Consider the following 16,762-nt stretch of genomic DNA (forward strand, 5'->3'; position numbering starts at 1 on the left):
TATTTCGTTTGTTATACAAAACCCATGCACTTTGCATAAACAACCAATTGTATTACAAAGGGAAAATACTTCATATTTAATTATCAAATTAAAAAAGACCACTATTTTTCAAGTGGTCTTACCGCATACTTGCTCATCGTCACGACGGCAACCAGACATACCAGCATCAGCAGTAACTCGAATTTAACCCGGATAAATAACTGGTCGAGCTTCGCCTGCGCCTGATAGATCTCCAGTGCGTTATCGTTCGAAAAGGACAGGTTGCCAGCGAGTATCAGTACCTTCTGACTTTGATCCTGTCTGGCGATCTGGATGCGCAGATTCCCGGAGGCTTTAAGTGTAACCGGATCTCCAACCGCACAGATAAACGGCGAATCTCCACCGATATCCATTTGTACGATCCGTGCGGTACGACCGCTTCCTGCCAGTGATGCATCTGTGCCATTGCCTGTTGACTGGTTTGCACTCTGGCTTTGCTCCGTCGAAGAAGTATACGTCACAGTAAGCTCATCTGTCTGAATCGGCGCGATATCCTGTGACAGGCTCTGACAGATCTGCTTATACGCGGCGGTGTTCGCATAATAGGTCGTTGTTGAGCCTTCCTGTGTGATACCATAGACCTCCTGTATATAAGCCTCACTCAAGAGTTCTGCCTCGAAGGATGTCGTGTTCGCCTGATATGACACCGTGACGGAATCACTCACATCATAGCTTACATCTGTGACGCCCTCGATTTCGCGCACCCGCTGTACTTTACTGTCTGTGAGCACCTGATCATTTCCAATCAGTTTGAATTCCTCTTTCGTCCGGGTAATCTGCGCATAGCGCAAGCCATCCCGGATCAGGAATCCACAGCAGACTCCGATTGCAATCACATATAAAATTATAATCTTCACTGCATCCTGCTGTCGGCGCAGGCGCAGAAACTCTCGTATCTTCATAATCTGTCTAATTGCTCCACACTGATTTCTCCGGAAAATTTATTCCGTATCTTCCTCATCCTGCTTCTTAAGGTGTATCTTCCGTACAATGATCACACCTGCGGCAACCGCGATACAGCCAATCACAACCGCCATGATTACCCACCACTGGTTCGTATTGTCCGGTGTTGTCTCTTCCTTCTGGTCCGAAAATGGGGATTTGATCGTTGTGGTAAATGTCACTTCTTCCGTATATTCCTTGCCGCTTTCGTCCTCGTAATAATAAGTGACCGTGCCTTCGGTATTTCCATACAGCTTGCTTCCGGACAGTGAGCTGACAGATACCTGTGTGCTTCCGGTTGCCGCGGTTCCTGCCTCCATATCTCCGATGAAAATCGTTCCCTGTGGCTTTAATCCATCTGCCGCAATCTCAGCCCGTACATTATAGATCTTACTTCTGCCTAAGTTCATTGCCTGCACTTTCGCTTCCACAACATCCGCCACGACTACCTCACTTGGAAAGCTTAGATCGTCAAACTGCATCTCAGAGGACTGCTGTACCGTGATCTTCGCCTTGCCGGAAGTGGAATATGTATTTCCCTCACCGTCCGCATAGTCCATGGCGAGTTCTAAATCGTATTGTCCGGCAGCGGTCTTCGCGTTGATCCGGTAAGAAAATGTGATCGTTTTCTCCTCCTGTGGAGCAAGCTTCTCGATATAGACGCTGTCGGACTGGCTGAGCAGGGTAAAGCTTTCTGTATCAGCAGTCACTGCGATAGTCATGTTTTTTACTGTATTTTCTTTGCTTGTGTTGAGCAGGACGATATCTGCCTTTACTTCATCTCCCGGCTGAATCTCTGATTTTGAATATTTATAGGATTTTACCATAACCTTTGGAGCAAATGTCGGAAGTTCTTCGGCGACTGGCTCTGCCACGGCTTCTGTCGTCGCATCCGGATCGATGCCATCACTGATTGTCACATACGTGGTAAATTCCTGCTCCACCGCATTGCCCTTTGTATCCTTCGCTGTGACCTTCAGAATCACCGGATAAGAGCCATTTGTCCGCTTTCCCTTTAATTCTACGGTGAAATCTGCCACGTAGGCGGAAACCTCTTTGGTGTTTGCATTTACCTTGACGGTCTGCAACCGGATATCCTTCTCGTAGTTTTTAAATACGAACGGTGCTGTCTGCGCATCGCCCAGATCAAGCGCCGCCCGTAATGTGTTCCCCCGAAGTTCTCCTTCACTGAGTATCGGAAATACAATGCGGACCGAGCCGTTGGCATTGATCGGTACATAGCCCTGTGCATAAGGCTTCTCCATGCCATCGTACTGGTTCTCATTGTCAATGTTCAATGTCACTGTCTCGCTCTGTGTATCCTTGTCATCCTTTGTGTTTGTGTCTGCCTGTGTGGTTGCGGGCTCCTGTGTCGTCGGCTGGGTAGGATCTGCCTGCACTGCGGTATAGGATACCATCTGATCGGATGCTGCAAGAACACTTCCTGCCGGAGATAATCCCATACACATCGTTGCCGCGATTGTCATCGCAAATATTTTCCTCGCTATATGCTTTCGTTTCATTTCCAGTCCTCCATTTCATGTACATAATCACACAGCATCTCGATATCCTGTGCATTATGGCTTGCCAGCATGATTGCCTTGCCGCTTTCCTTCAGGGATAATAAGAGCTGCCGCATCTCCGCGACTCCTGCTTTATCAAGTCCGTTAAATGGCTCGTCCAAGATCAGCACGTCCGGGTTCTCCATGATTGCCTGTGCGATACCAAGTCTCTGCCGCATACCAAGCGAATATTTCGAAACCGGCTTTTTCATCTTAGGATTTAAGCCGACGCGCTGTAATGTCTCGATAATCTCATTTTTCCCGATCCTGCCTTTCAGATCTGCTAAAATCTTCAGGTTCTTATATCCACTTAACGCCGGCAGAAATCCCGGTGTCTCGATGATCACACCGAGCTTGTCCGGGAAATCACATTCCTTCCCGACACGGCTGCCCCCGACATAGATCTGCCCCTTGTCCGGATGCATAAATCCGCAGATGCATTTCATCAGCACGGTTTTTCCACTTCCGTTATTTCCAACCACGCCGTAGATCTTCCCCGGTGGAATCTCCAGATTTACATCTACCAGCACACGCTCTTTCCCGAAGGATTTGTAGACATGTTCCACGACGATTCCCTGTTTGCATTCGTGTACTTTTTCATTGCTATTTTCTTGTCCGTTTTCATTTCTGGTTTCTTCCATCTATCTAGGAACCTCATTTCCTCACATTCTGATTCTTGGTTATTCATTCATTTAATTTACATAATGTAATTATCGTAACTGTGTTCCTGTAAACTGGAACGTATACCTGCGGATCCGGAGCAGACACAATATAAATATCAAAAGTGCCACCCCTGCAAAAAATACATACGATACCCATAGTTTCGGCAGATTATCATAGCCAAAGCTATGCATGTAATACGTGGCATGGTTGAGTGGTGATATCCAGCCGAATATGATATTTGCATACCGCGACTGCACCGCCGGGATATGCAGGATATCCGACAGTGTATCCGGTGTCAGCAGGAACCCGAATCCCGAATAGATGATACCTGCGATCATACCGCCGTTGTCCTTCACCATGTTGAAAAATAATATGATTCCTGCCATCACGATCGAATACCCAAGCATCAGTCCGAATATGTGGAACATCACCTGATACGGGAAATTCAACTCCATCACCTTCACGAACGACGGCACATTCAGCTCATAGCCGATGTTCGAATACCCAAGCACTGCCGCTGTATCGCTCCACATATTTGCCACAAATGCCTGACTGCTTGCCAAGATACAGGTAGAAAGCAGGATAAAACAAAGGAACAGAAACGTTGCAAGGATCAGATACAGGATCTGTCCAAGCACCCATACCTTCCGATCAATCCGCACCAGAAAAAGCGGGACATCATTTCCAAGGTTAGGCATATCTGCAAATAACAAAAGCAAGAGTAACGAGATGATCAGCACCGACTGTGCATCGCCGAATGTCCAGATGAACGGCTCTGCCATCTGCAGGATCGTGTCATGCTCCTTCGCGAATACAAGCACCTTGTCGGAAAGCAGGAAGCTTACGATAAATGCAAGGCAGAACGCCAGTATGATCTGCGGATTCTTCTTCCATCTTCTGAAATTTGCAAACGCGGTAAGTAGAATCTGTCTTAGCTTATACACGTTCAATGTACCTCCTTACCGTATTGTAATAGATCAAAAACAGCAGAACCGACAGACTGCTAAGCAGGATCACTATGCCCTGCTCATCGAAGATCCAGTTATGTTCATACTGGATCCACTCGTATGGATACAGACAGTAGATATCCTCGAAATACCGGTCATGCAGGATCACCAATATGTAATAGATGACGAAGCTTCCGCCATATGCGATATACCGGCTGTTCGAGATTGCCGCAAGTGTCGCCGAAAGCAGCGCCCATACCATCGCCGAGAAGAAAATAAGCATCAGATTTAATGCTGCGGCGTTCTTGGCAAAACGCAAGTATAACAGGCATGGAAGCATCTCAACCAATCCGCCCGCAATCCCACATGCAAGGAACTTGCCACAGATATAGGATGTTCTTCCACATCTTGGCAGATACGCCTTGATATACCCGCTCTGATAATCGGCAAGCCATGCGGTTGCATACGGAAACGTGGATATGACAGGAACGGTCACCCGGAATAACTCCGAGTCACCGCCTACCTTCCAGAAGATAAGAAGCTCTAACACAAATCCTGCCAGAAATCCTTTTGAAATTATCGCTCGTTTCATGTCTGTCTCAAAACTGTTCATTTAATACCCCAGATCTTTATCAATGACGGTTCCATCGATTGCATTGATTGATAAAAGAACAATATTCCTTTTGTCATTCATCATAAATCCCATTTTTTTCGTTTTCTAATACCCAAGACTTCGGTCAATCACCGAACCATCAATCGCATTGATGGACATAATAACTGCGTTTTGAACCTCATATCCATATTGGTCTGTTTTTGTTCCGATAAAATCCCAGACCGGAACCAAAAGTCCGGTATCAAAGCTGTCTTTCTCGCTGATTCTTGTATAGCGAAGCTTCACAGAATCAATATCAATCGTTACATTTCCGTCACTTGCCTCTTCCGAATTCACCGCATTCATTGTAATTGCCATCTGTTCAAAGATATCCTTGACCTCATCAAAGTTCTTCAATGTTGATTTTTCTACAACCGTATCGGTAACTTCCAGTGGAACAAGATAATCAAATCCAACGATGCCATCGTCATCTACGAAGACTACTACATCTTCGCTCGACCATAATTTTTTGTTATAAGTATCTCCCTGCCATTCATCAACGATCTTGCTTCCACCGTCGTTGTTTACGAAAACACCATCGATACATCGCTGATACCGGAAAGCATAGACTGTTCGATATGGAGCTCCACCAAGGCTCTGACGCAGGGCTTCAATTTTGTTATACTCTGTCACTTCCGTGACAAGTCCACCGCTATAATATGTAAAATCATGCATCCCTAAAGACTGCAACAGATCTTCTGCCTTCTGTCTGGCATCCGCTTCGGAAATCGTTGTCACATCTTTCGTATTCTCGATGAAATCCTCTTTTGCCATACCGCTTTCTTCGCTGATTTTGTCAATCGGCATATCCTCATCTGCCGGCCATACCCAGTGTGCTTCCTCCATTGCAAACTTATATTCTTCCGGTACTGCATCTGAGTAATTTCCACCACTCATAACAGAGGAACCAACATTAATATATCCAAGTTTTGAGCTTCGATATCGGATCAGATTTCCATAGTTCTCATTGTTCTGCAGATACAGTGACTGATATGAACCATTGGAAGCATCGTTGATTCCGTAAAAGATACTGGCATTTGCACCATCAAATTCACTCTGCCATGAATAATATTCATTGGATGGATTGTTTGATACAAGCTCTGAAATACTGTGAATCTGATTATCCGATGGACTGCCGGTATAGTTGATTGCTTCTGGTGCAGTCTCATACTTTGCCTGACATTCATCAATGTTAGACTGCCGCTCCTGTATCATAACCTCTTTATCATCATCCGAATATAAGTTATTGTTTTGAATTTCCGCAATGTCATCTTTTCCGGCCTGAATCTCGGACTCATAATCCGCTTTTGTCAACTGACTCAAGCAGGTTCCGTCATACAATGTCTGCTCTCCAAATAAAGTAGTCCGTACCTGATCGAGAAACGCCTGATCAAACTGCATCTGCTGTACACGGAAGATTGACAACTGACTCGTATCCGGGATATCTACCTGTGCGTCCGCATGGACTGTCACATGCAGGCTGTCATCCTTGATATCAGTCTGATAGGTATCATAATCCTTGGCAACCTCCGCAACCTCGGTTGTTGACGACTGCGTATCCTGTGCCTGCTCGATCATATTATCCATGTCTTTATTCGATACGATTTCTTTCTCCGGACTCTTCTGGCACCCCGCAAATAATGATGCGGTAAGTGTGGCTGCAACGAAGATACTTGCAATACGTTTATATTTTCTCATGGTTGTTATTCCTTTCTGCTCTTCTTACTATTAGTTTTAGTGAGTTTCAATGATATTTATCTGGCTTTTAAGCATGATAAATATGTTTCTCTGTATGTTGATGTTATGTTAACACTTCATACCACATCGAGTATTCATCATTATTTAAACAAATTGTAAATTCATAAAAAATGGCATATCCGGAGGAACCCTCCCAATATGCCATTTATTCAACCAATTACCAATATCATATATTAGAATTATGCTCATACATATCAACAAGTGCGACATATCAAAATATTATCGCCATCTCACCCGAACTAGCCTACCGGAAAATTCAAAATCATTGTCGTGCCTTTTCCTTCCTCACTCTCGATTGCCAATGTCACATCATGCCGTTTCAGGATTAATGCCGTAAGCGCCAGTCCCAGCCCGGCACCGCCGTTCTTCCGGCTGCGCGATTTGTCAATCATATAAAAAGGCTCCAGAATCTTCTTTTGCTCCTCTTCCGGAATTCCGCATCCTGTATCCTGCACCAGAATCTGATGATCATTCGCAATCAACCGGATCGTATCTCCCTGCTTGCTTGCCTTATTGGCGTTATCCACGAGATTCACAAGCACTTCGGTCATCAGATCTTCCTCCACCAGGAAACACTCACCGTGTTCCTCATACTGAAGCGTGACACCTTTTGTCTCTAGCAGCTTCCGGCACAAACGCCCCGTCTGTTCAAAGAGCTGTCTGACCGGAATCTCATGCAATTCCAGCTTCTGCTCCGTATCAAGTTCCAACAGGCGCAGCATCTTCTTCGACAAGCGTTCAAGCCGCTTGCATTCCTCGTCGATATAGCCAAGTGCCTCAGCTTCATCCGCCTCATCCAGCCGCACGGTAAGCAAGGTCTGCGCATACCCGGAGATTGCGGCAAGCGGAGTTTTCAGCTCATGTGTCAGATTCCCCATGAAAAGCGTCTTCTGCCGTTCCGATTCCTCCAATGACTTTGTACGTGTCTCGACAGCTTCCGCCATCTGGTTAAAAGTCGTACCAAGTGTCGCAATTTCATTTTTCCCTCTGACATTCACACGCTTGTCATAATTTCCCTTCGCAATATCCGCGGCTGTCGCGTTCAGTTCCTTGAGTGAACGAAGACTATGCCGGAGAATCAACGCGACAATGATACTCATTACAACCATAACACTAAATGTGATTACAATCATATACATCGTCAGATTTCGAAGTTTATCCTTTGCATAATCAATGCACGTCAGATGATAGATGCTTAATCTGTTTTTCGTCGTATATTTACAGATTAGATATTCGGAATCCTGATAGTGTAGCGTTCCATAGGAAATCGTTTCATTCGCAATCGAATTATAATCGTTATTCTCAACATCATCCAGAGAAAGAACCGTATGATTATATACAAAATACCCGTGCTCGGCATCATTGACCAAAGTTCCATCTATCTCCTGATAGCGGACACAGATTGTGTATTCATCCAATCTTGTCTTGAAGAAATACTGTAGCTGTATATCCATAACTTCATCCGAGTTACTTGTAAACTGACTTCGCTCAAACGTCTGATTATACGCATCCGCAAGAGAATACATCTCATTTAAGGCATTTGAAGTCGCCTCACTTATAATATTTTTCCGCTCAACATTCCATACAAGCACATCTACGATGATTGTTGCAATTAAAACTGCCATACAGCAAAGCCATGTAATCCATGTTTGAAGTTTCAACTTACTCCTCCAATCTGTATCCGAGCTTTGATACAGTCTTAATATGCTCTGCCAGATTCAGCTTCTTCCGAAGCTGTCCGATATGAACATCCACGGTACGTGTCTCACCCATATATTCGACGCCCCAGACCATGCGAAGCAGATTCTCCCTGGATATCGCACGGTTTTTGTTCCTGGCAAGTACTGCCAGAAGTTCAAATTCCATCGGTTTTAGTGATACTTCTTTGCCATCCTGCCGGACGGTATGCTGTTCGAAGTCAATCTCCAGATTCAGCACCGATAATGTATGCTCTTCTGGCTTTGTACGGGCAAGCACCTTCTCAATCCGTACCAGAAGCTCCAGTACTTCGAATGGCTTTACAATATAATCTTCCGCACCGCCTTTTAAGCCCTGGATCTTCGACGCCAGATCATCCTTCGCTGTCAGGAAGATAACCGGAATTCCATACTCCCGCACGATCGGAAGCAATGTAAATCCATCCATGCCCGGAACCATTACATCTAACAACGCAAGGTCATATGCATGATCCTGTTCTAAGCCCTTTGCCGCTTCTGCACCATCTTCATAGATTACCGCATCATAATTTGCCACGCGAAGATTCATCGCAATCATTTTCGCGATTGCTGTCTCATCTTCTACGATTAAAATTCTTGTCTTCTGCATATCTGTTCCCCTTACTTATCCACAAAATAGGAATTTCGATTCCCAGATATTCTTATCTTAACACATCTATTCTCAGATTTCTCGTCCAAATTATAGGATTTACAAATCATTTACAAAAAAACTGCCTGCTCACACATACATGTGAACAGACAGTCTGTTTATACATCAATACCAAAGTATATCAATACTTATTATGCATTTACAACCTGACCAAACTCAGCCTTCAGAGAAGCACCACCGATCAAACCACCATCGATGTTTGGCTTTGCAAGAAGTTCCTTCGCATTGCCAGCGTTCATAGAACCGCCATACTGAATACGAACTGCCTCTGCTGTATCTGTGTCATAAACCTCAGCGATGAGTTCACGGATACCCTTACATACTTCCTCAGCTTGATCAGATGTAGCTGTCTTACCTGTACCGATTGCCCAGATTGGCTCATAAGCAATTACAAGGTTCTTTACATCATCTGCTGCAACGCCTGCAAGGTCAGATTTGATCTGAAGTCTGATCCAATCCATTGTTACGCCCATCTCTCTCTGCTCCAGTGTCTCACCGCAGCAAAGGATTGGTGTAAGTCCGGAAGCGATTGCCTTCTTAACCTTCTTGTTCAAGAATGCATCGTCTTCCTTGAAGTACTCACGACGCTCTGAATGTCCGATGATTACATACTTCACGCCTGCATCTACAAGCATTGGTGCACTGATCTCACCTGTGTAAGCACCCTTGTCCTCGATGTAGAAGTTCTCAGCACCAACCTGTACGTTTGTGCCCTTAACAGCCTCAACAACAGGAACGATGTCGATGGCTGGTACACAGTAAACTACATCTACATCATCATTTACTACTAATGGCTTTAACTCCTCAACAAGCTTTACAGCCTCTGATGGAGTCATGTTCATCTTCCAGTTACCTGCAATAATTCTCTTTCTTGCCATTTCTTTTATCTCCTTAAATATAATTACTTATCGTTAGCTGCTGCAACACCTGGCAGTTCCTTACCTTCCAAGAACTCAAGTGAAGCTCCACCACCTGTTGAGATGTGGCTCATCTTGTCGCCATAGCCAAGCTGGTTAACAGCTGCTGCAGAATCACCACCACCGATGATTGTTGTAGCGTCTGTCTCAGCAAGTGCTGCTGCAACTGCCTTTGTACCTGTTGCAAGAACCGGGTTCTCGAATACACCCATAGGTCCGTTCCATACAACTGTCTTAGCTGTCTTAACAGCCTCTGAGTAAAGCTCGATTGTCTTAGGTCCGATATCGCAGCCTTCCTTAGATGCATCCATCTTGTCTGCATCGCAGATAGTTGTAGCGATTGTAGGATCGTCAATTGGGTTAGGGAAATCGTCGATCATAACAGAGTCTACTGGAAGCAGAAGCTTCTTGCCAAGCTTCTCAGCCTTCTCCATCATTTCCTTACAGTAGTCAAGCTTTGTCTCGTCAACAAGTGACTTACCGATCTCATATCCCTTAGCCTTGAGGAATGTGTAAGCCATACCACCACCGATGATGAGTGTATCGCACTTCTCAAGAAGGTTAGAGATAACGTTCAGCTTATCAGCAACCTTTGCACCACCAAGGATAGCAACGAAAGGTCTTACAGGATTCTCAACTGCATTTCCGAGGAAATCGATTTCCTTCTGCATCAGATATCCAACAACAGCTGTATCAACAAGTGCAGCTACACCAACGTTTGAGCAGTGTGCTCTGTGTGCTGTACCAAATGCATCGTTTACGAATACGTCACAGATGCTTGCAAGATCCTTAGAGAAAGCCTCTCCGTTCTTTGTCTCTTCTGCTCTGAAACGTGTATTCTCAAGAAGGATAACCTCGCCATCCTTCATAGCGTCTACAGCTGCACGAACTGTATCGTCAACAACCTCTAAGCTTGGTACAAACTTTACTTCCTGTCCAAGAAGCTCTGTCAGTCTCTTTGCAACTGGTGCAAGAGTCTTTGTCTGCTTGTCTTCCTCTGTCTTAACCTTTCCAAGGTGAGAGCAAAGGATAACCTTACCGCCATCAGCGATCAGCTTCTTGATTGTTGGAAGAGCTGCAACCAGACGATTCTCGTCTGTAATCTCGCCGTTCTTCAAAGGTACGTTAAAGTCGCATCTGCAAAGAACACGAAGTCCCTTTACGTTGATATCATCAACGGATTTCTTATTTAATGACATTATAAATTCCTCCTGGATTTTGAAATGATAAAAATAAGGGCCCGGTCCAATTAAGACCGGACCCTTGTAGGTCTTCTCTAAAAGAGTCTGACTAAATTAAGCCAACTCAGCGAAGTACTTGATTGTTCTAACCATCTGGCTTGTGTATGAGTTCTCGTTATCATACCAAGAAACAACCTGAACCTCGTACAGATCGTCAGCGATCTGAGCTACCATTGTCTGTGTAGCATCGAAGAGTGAACCATATCTCATACCAACGATATCTGAAGATACGATCTGCTCCTCATTGTAACCATAAGACTCAGAAGCTGCAGCCTTCATAGCAGCGTTGATGCCTTCCTTAGTTACGTCCTTACCCTTAACAACTGCTGTAAGAATTGTTGTAGAACCTGTAGGTACAGGAACTCTCTGTGCAGAACCGATGAGCTTTCCATTAAGCTCTGGGATAACAAGACCGATAGCCTTAGCTGCACCTGTTGAGTTAGGAACGATGTTTACAGCTGCTGCACGAGCACGTCTGAAATCACCCTTTCTGTGTGGTCCATCAAGTACCATCTGATCACCTGTGTAAGCGTGGATTGTTGACATGATACCTGACTGGATTGGAGCGTAATCGTTAAGTGCCTTAGCCATAGGAGCAAGACAGTTTGTTGTACAAGAAGCTGCAGAGATGATCTTGTCATCTGCTGTAAGTGTGTTCTCGTTTACGCTATATACGATTGTAGGAAGATCGTTACCAGCTGGAGCTGAAATAACTACCTTCTTAGCACCTGCATCGATATGAGCCTGTGACTTAGCCTTTGATACATAGAAACCTGTACACTCAAGTACAACGTCTACATCAAGCTCTCCCCATGGAAGATTCTTAGCATCTGCCTCAGCATAGATCTTAAGTGTCTTACCACAAACTGTGATTGTACCTGCTTCATCATCAGCAGAAACCTGATCTGCATACTGATACTTACCCTGTGATGAATCATACTTCAAAAGGTGAGCAAGCATAGAAGGCTTTGTCAAGTCGTTGATTGCAACTACTTCATAACCTTCTGCGTCAAACATCTGTCTGAATGCAAGACGTCCGATACGTCCAAAACCATTAATTGCTACTTTTACTGCCATTTTTTAATCCTCCTAAGTTTTAATTATTAAGATTTAAATACTGCATGGCTGCAGTAATTCATCTAAAAACTTACATCAAATATCATAACTTCTTTTATAGTAAAATTCAAGACTATTTTTTGTAATTTTTTTCAAAAAGTGCGTGATTTTCCAAATTTATTGGATTTTATAAGATTATACGTTATAATTAGCAATCATAGCTTTCGTGAAATCATAGTATTTTATGCATTATATTTTACAGGAGGATTAAACCATGCTATTTCCCGATTATCATTTTCATACGGATTTTTCCAGTGACTGTGACGAACCAATGCAGGCAGTGATCGCCTCCGCAAAAGAAAAAGGCTTGTCTGCCCTCTGCGTTACAGATCATTATGACATGGATTTCCCGGTCCGGCCTGAGGAACCGGACGTGGATTTTGATTTAGATCTGGATTCCTACTATCGCACTTACCACGCTCTTTCTGAGAAGCTTGTCCCGGAGTTTGATCTTCGCGTGGGTGTGGAACTTGGCGTGATGCCATCGACAACGAAAAAATTAAACACATTCGTGCAGGCACACCCGGAACTGGATTTTATTATATGCAGCCTGCATGTCGTCGACGGCATGGATCCATATTACCCGGAATATTTTGAAGGGAAAGATGACCTGACTGCCTACCGTCATTATTTTGAAACGCTGCTTGCCTGTGTAAAAGAATTTGATAACTTCAATGTATGCGGACACCTTGATTATATCGTGCGCTACGGAAAGACGAAGGCAGATCTTTTTGATATTCGCAATTATGCAGATATCTTTGAAGAGCTGTTTCAGATTCTTGTCGCCCGTGGTCAGGGTATTGAGATCAATACCGGAAGCTTATACCGCGGTCTCTCCTTCCCGCATCCTCATACAGATATCCTGAAAATGTACAAGGACGCCGGCGGAGAAATCATCACAGTCGGAAGCGACGCGCATCATGCGGAGCATATTGGCTATGGCTTTGATGTTGCAAGAGAGCTGCTGCTCTCCCACGGTTTCCGTTACTATACGACATTCAAAGAACGCAAACCAGAATTCCATAAAATTCCTTAATCTGGCGCGTACATACGTGACCGGTAATCTTCATAAAAAGGCGACTGTTCCCGCAGTCCCCCGACGAGTTCCCGGATGCAGTCAATCACATAGTCTGCATCCTTTTTTGTTGTCTCTTCCCCGATTGTCAGCCGTATCGTGCCGCGTGCCAGCTCGTCAGAAAGTCCGATTGCCTTTAATACATGGGACGGTTTTTTCGATGCAGATGTGCATGCCGATCCACCGGAGGCACAGATACCAAGCGTATCCAGCATGACAAGCAGTGATCCACCATCAACGAACTGAAAGGACACATTGATATTGTTTGGAAGTCTTTGCTCCGGGTGTCCATTTAACTGGCTGTACGGAATCGTTGTAAGCAGTTCACCGATCATATAATCACGGATCTGGATTTCATACTGCATCCGCTGTTCCATCGCTGCATCCGCAATGTATGCGGCGGTCGCAAGTCCGACGATACCGGGTACATTTTCTGTGCCTGCCCGAAGTCCCTGTTCCTGCGCCCCACCGTGGATCAGACTTTGCAGACGCACCCCTTCCCGCATATATAAAAAACCGGTTCCCTTTGGTCCGCGGAATTTGTGTCCGCTCGCAGTAAGCAGATCGACCTGCAGGCATGCAACGTCAATTGGAATCTGTCCATACGCCTGCACCGCATCCGTATGAAATAATACATTGTGCCGTCTGGCGATTGCTCCGATCTCACCGATCGGCTGTATCGTTCCAATCTCATTGTTTGCAAACATCACGGATATTAAAATCGTATCCTTCCGGATTGCCCGCTCCACCTGTACCGGATTCACACGTCCGTATATATCCACATCCAGATATGTGACCTCGAATCCATGCCTTTCGAGGTATTCGCATGTATGCAGGATTCCGTGATGCTCCAGCTTTGTCGTGATGATATGTCTGCCCTTTTTACTGTATGTGTCTGCAATCTCTTTTAACGCCCAGTTATCGCCCTCCGAACCGCCTGCCGTGAAATAAATCTCGTTCTTTTTCGCATGCAGGGTATCCGCGATCATCTGACGGCATTTTTCTATCTTCTGCCGGTTTTCCTTTGCGATACTGTAAATGCCGGAAGGGTTCGCAAATTTGTCGTGAAAGTACGGCTGCATGGCACGAATCACTTCCGGATGGGTGCTCGTCGTCGCTGCGTGATCCATATAAACTGTCATATTTTATCGCCCTATCCAATATAATAAACCAAGACTCTGGCAGGAATGAGCATCATGTCAAAACGAACCATCATCAAAGGAACCCTGATACTGACCATAACCGGCATCCTGACCAAATGTCTCGGCTTTTATAATAGAATATTCCTGACCCGGCTGATTGGTGTTAAAGAGCTTGGAACTTATCAGCTTATTTTTCCACTTTACATCTTAGGCATTTCTTTTTGCTGTCAGGGAATCGCAACGACAATTACCAAACATGTATCCTATCTGCTTGGCAAGAAAAAATATTCCGATACCCGCCGTGCGCTTTGCTTCGGTGGATTTTTGAGTTTTGTGCTGAGCCTGCTTGTCTCTGCCTGCTTTTTCTTTGGCTGTGACTTCATCGCCATGCATATCCTGAAAAATACCGACTGCCGTATCCTGTTGCGCATTCTCTCACCAGCGGTTCCATTTGTCGCCATAAAAGCCTGCATCAATGCATTTTTTATCGGACATGAAAAACCGGTTTTCTCCGGAAGCTGCCAGTTGATCGAACAGATTATACGGATTGGTTCCGTCTACCTTCTTGCCATCTCTTATATGCAGGATCATGTCGACGCCAAAACGGCTGTACTCGGTGTTGTGATCGGCGAGATGGGCGCCACATTTTACGCGGTCAGCTGTTATATCTTGTTCCGAAGAAAGCAGAATCAAGCGAACAGATTGCCAGATAAAGATATGTGCATTTCAGTGAAAAAGAAATCATCCCTTATGATTCCAATGCTGAAAGACATTATTCCAATTACTTCCAACAACCTGATTTTTACGTTATTTTCCAGTTTTGAAGCAATCATACTTCCGACGTTTCTTTTCCAGTATTACAACAACGCCGATACAAGCATGGAAATGTACGGTATCATCACCGGTATCGTGATCCCATTTCTGCTTTTTCCGGCAACGATCACGAACTCGCTTTCCACGATGCTGCTTCCATCCATTTCTTACGCGTGTGCGAAACGCGATACGGAAGCAATAAAAAAAGCACTTGTATCAAGTGCTCTTTTCTGCATCATGCTTGGAAGCTTCGCCTGTGTCCTGTATATACTCTTCGGAAAAACAATCTGTACCTTTGCCTTTGAAAGTGCTGAAGCAGGAACGCTGCTACAGCTGATGGGATTTCTATGTCCGTTTATTTATCTCTCCACAACGCTTTCCAGCGTTATGAACGCAATCGGCTACGCCACCCAGAACTTAATCTACAATATTCTCGGCATCAGCGTGCGGATCTTATGTATTATCTTCTTTGTGCCACATTTTGGCATCCACGCATACATATGCGGCATGTTCGGTGGCTACCTGCTCCACAACGCACTCACGATCACGAAGCTTGCGTCCCTTAATTCGTAACCTTCTTCGTCCAGTCGTAAGGGGTGCTCTGGTAGACGTAATAATTGAGCCAATTTGCATAGAGTGTATTCGCATGACATCTCCATGACTTGATCGGCTTCTGCTCCGGATCATCATCCGGGTAATAATTGACCGGAATGTTCGGATTTAATCCACGCTTGATGTCACGCTTATATTCCTGATCAAGTGTAAATGTATCATACTCTGGATGTCCGGTTACGAAGATGTTCTTGCCGTCCTCTCCAATAATCAGGTATGGTCCTGTAATATCGGACTCTGCGACGATCTCCAGAAGCGGATTATCGACGATTGCCTGCTTATCCACACCGGTATAGCGGGACTGTGGCACTAAGAATGAATCATCAAATCCACGTACCAGCGGTGTCCGCTTATGGAACGTATAATGCTTGTACACACCAGAAAATTTCGCTGGAAGCTGGTATTTCTTCACTCCATAACGATAGTAAAGTCCTGCCTGTGCCCCCCAGCAGATATGCAGTGTGGATGTAACATTCGTAACTGACCAGTCCATGATGGCTGTCAGCTCATCCCAGTACTCCACTTCCTCAAACTCCATATTCTCGACTGGCGCTCCGGTAATAATCAGACCATCCCATTTCTTATTCTTCACGTGTTCAAAATCACTGTAGAAACGCTCCAGATGGGATTCGGACACATGCTTTGATTCATAGGACATTGTGCGGATAAAGGAGATATTTACCTGCAACGGTGTGTTCGACAGGCTGCGCAGAAGCTGCAACTCCGTATCTTCCTTTAACGGCATCAGATTTAAAATCAAAATGTCAAGTGGACGTATATCCTGTGTCATAGCACGGTGTTCGTCCATCACAAATATATTTTCCTGTTCCAGTACTTTCTTCACTGGCAGATCGTTGTCTATTCTAATCGGCATCTCTAAAACCTCTTTTCTTCTCTA

Annotated in this window: 16 protein-coding genes; 2 read left to right on the forward strand and 14 right to left on the reverse strand. The window is 44.8% G+C overall.

The features are described 5' to 3' along the window. Positions 1-101: 101 nt before the first annotated feature. The 12 genes from AAAT93_RS02530 to gap all read right to left on the reverse strand — a co-directional run bounded on the left by AAAT93_RS02530 (position 102) and on the right by gap (position 12,183). Positions 102-941 (reverse strand): hypothetical protein, encoded by an 840-nt coding sequence (locus tag AAAT93_RS02530; RefSeq protein ID WP_227572781.1) that lies wholly within the window; start codon positions 939-941, stop codon positions 102-104. A 39-nt stretch (positions 942-980) separates the two neighbouring features. After that, positions 981-2,504 carry a COG1361 S-layer family protein gene (locus AAAT93_RS02535; protein ID WP_227572780.1) on the reverse strand — a complete coding sequence of 508 codons (1,524 nt, stop codon included), beginning with the start codon at positions 2,502-2,504 and terminating at the stop codon, positions 981-983. Continuing rightward, a complete protein-coding gene (locus tag AAAT93_RS02540; protein WP_227572779.1) occupies positions 2,501-3,184 on the reverse strand; it encodes an ABC transporter ATP-binding protein in 684 nt (227 codons plus the stop codon). The genes AAAT93_RS02535 and AAAT93_RS02540 overlap by 4 nt, the downstream gene beginning before the upstream one ends. 69 nt (positions 3,185-3,253) lie before the next feature. Then, entirely contained in the window at positions 3,254-4,150 is an 897-nt protein-coding gene (locus AAAT93_RS02545; RefSeq protein ID WP_021985428.1) for a hypothetical protein, read from the reverse strand. Continuing rightward, positions 4,143-4,745 (reverse strand): hypothetical protein, encoded by a 603-nt coding sequence (locus AAAT93_RS02550; RefSeq protein ID WP_227572778.1) that lies wholly within the window; start codon positions 4,743-4,745, stop codon positions 4,143-4,145. The genes AAAT93_RS02545 and AAAT93_RS02550 overlap by 8 nt, the downstream gene beginning before the upstream one ends. Before the next feature lie 21 nt (positions 4,746-4,766). Next, the gene (locus AAAT93_RS13640; protein ID WP_432705873.1) at positions 4,767-4,859 is read right to left on the reverse strand and encodes a DUF6034 family protein; all 93 of its coding nucleotides are present in this window, start codon (positions 4,857-4,859) and stop codon (positions 4,767-4,769) included. Positions 4,860-4,871: 12 nt separating this feature from the next. After that, on the reverse strand, positions 4,872-6,503 hold the full coding sequence (locus AAAT93_RS02555) for a DUF6034 family protein (RefSeq protein ID WP_349095461.1): 1,632 nt from the start codon (positions 6,501-6,503) through the stop codon (positions 4,872-4,874). Positions 6,504-6,802: 299 nt separating this feature from the next. Further along, a complete protein-coding gene (locus AAAT93_RS02560) occupies positions 6,803-8,188 on the reverse strand; it encodes a sensor histidine kinase (RefSeq protein WP_227572777.1) in 1,386 nt (461 codons plus the stop codon). A gap of 37 nt (positions 8,189-8,225) precedes the next feature. Continuing rightward, a complete protein-coding gene (locus AAAT93_RS02565) occupies positions 8,226-8,888 on the reverse strand; it encodes a response regulator transcription factor (protein WP_227572776.1) in 663 nt (220 codons plus the stop codon). 191 nt (positions 8,889-9,079) lie between these two features. Beyond that, positions 9,080-9,826 (reverse strand): triose-phosphate isomerase, encoded by a 747-nt coding sequence (gene tpiA, locus AAAT93_RS02570; RefSeq protein ID WP_021985422.1) that lies wholly within the window; start codon positions 9,824-9,826, stop codon positions 9,080-9,082. A 23-nt stretch (positions 9,827-9,849) separates the two neighbouring features. After that, on the reverse strand, positions 9,850-11,064 hold the full coding sequence (locus AAAT93_RS02575) for a phosphoglycerate kinase (protein ID WP_021985421.1): 1,215 nt from the start codon (positions 11,062-11,064) through the stop codon (positions 9,850-9,852). A gap of 96 nt (positions 11,065-11,160) precedes the next feature. Continuing rightward, positions 11,161-12,183 carry a type I glyceraldehyde-3-phosphate dehydrogenase gene (gene gap / locus AAAT93_RS02580; protein WP_021985420.1) on the reverse strand — a complete coding sequence of 341 codons (1,023 nt, stop codon included), beginning with the start codon at positions 12,181-12,183 and terminating at the stop codon, positions 11,161-11,163. Between the two features lie 253 nt (positions 12,184-12,436). On the opposite strand from gap, the gene AAAT93_RS02585 reads away from it, so the two are divergent. Further along, on the forward strand, positions 12,437-13,258 hold the full coding sequence (locus tag AAAT93_RS02585) for a histidinol-phosphatase HisJ family protein (RefSeq protein WP_227572775.1): 822 nt from the start codon (positions 12,437-12,439) through the stop codon (positions 13,256-13,258). Here the strand turns inward: AAAT93_RS02585 and AAAT93_RS02590 are convergent. Continuing rightward, positions 13,255-14,439 (reverse strand): cysteine desulfurase family protein, encoded by a 1,185-nt coding sequence (locus AAAT93_RS02590; protein WP_227572774.1) that lies wholly within the window; start codon positions 14,437-14,439, stop codon positions 13,255-13,257. The genes AAAT93_RS02585 and AAAT93_RS02590 overlap by 4 nt on opposite strands. A 54-nt stretch (positions 14,440-14,493) precedes the next feature. On the opposite strand from AAAT93_RS02590, the gene AAAT93_RS02595 reads away from it, so the two are divergent. Continuing rightward, on the forward strand, positions 14,494-15,825 hold the full coding sequence (locus tag AAAT93_RS02595; protein WP_227572773.1) for an oligosaccharide flippase family protein: 1,332 nt from the start codon (positions 14,494-14,496) through the stop codon (positions 15,823-15,825). Here the strand turns inward: AAAT93_RS02595 and metA are convergent. Then, complete coding sequence (gene metA / locus AAAT93_RS02600; RefSeq protein ID WP_227572772.1) at positions 15,815-16,738, reverse strand: homoserine O-acetyltransferase MetA; 924 nt, start codon at positions 16,736-16,738, stop codon at positions 15,815-15,817. The two genes, AAAT93_RS02595 and metA, sit on opposite strands and share 11 nt — an antisense overlap. Positions 16,739-16,762: the final 24 nt, after the last annotated feature.

It is taken from the genome of Coprococcus hominis (ex Arizal et al. 2022) (assembly GCF_040094675.1).
In the GTDB taxonomy this organism is placed as follows: Bacteria; Bacillota; Clostridia; order Lachnospirales; family Lachnospiraceae; genus Coprococcus_C; species Coprococcus_C hominis.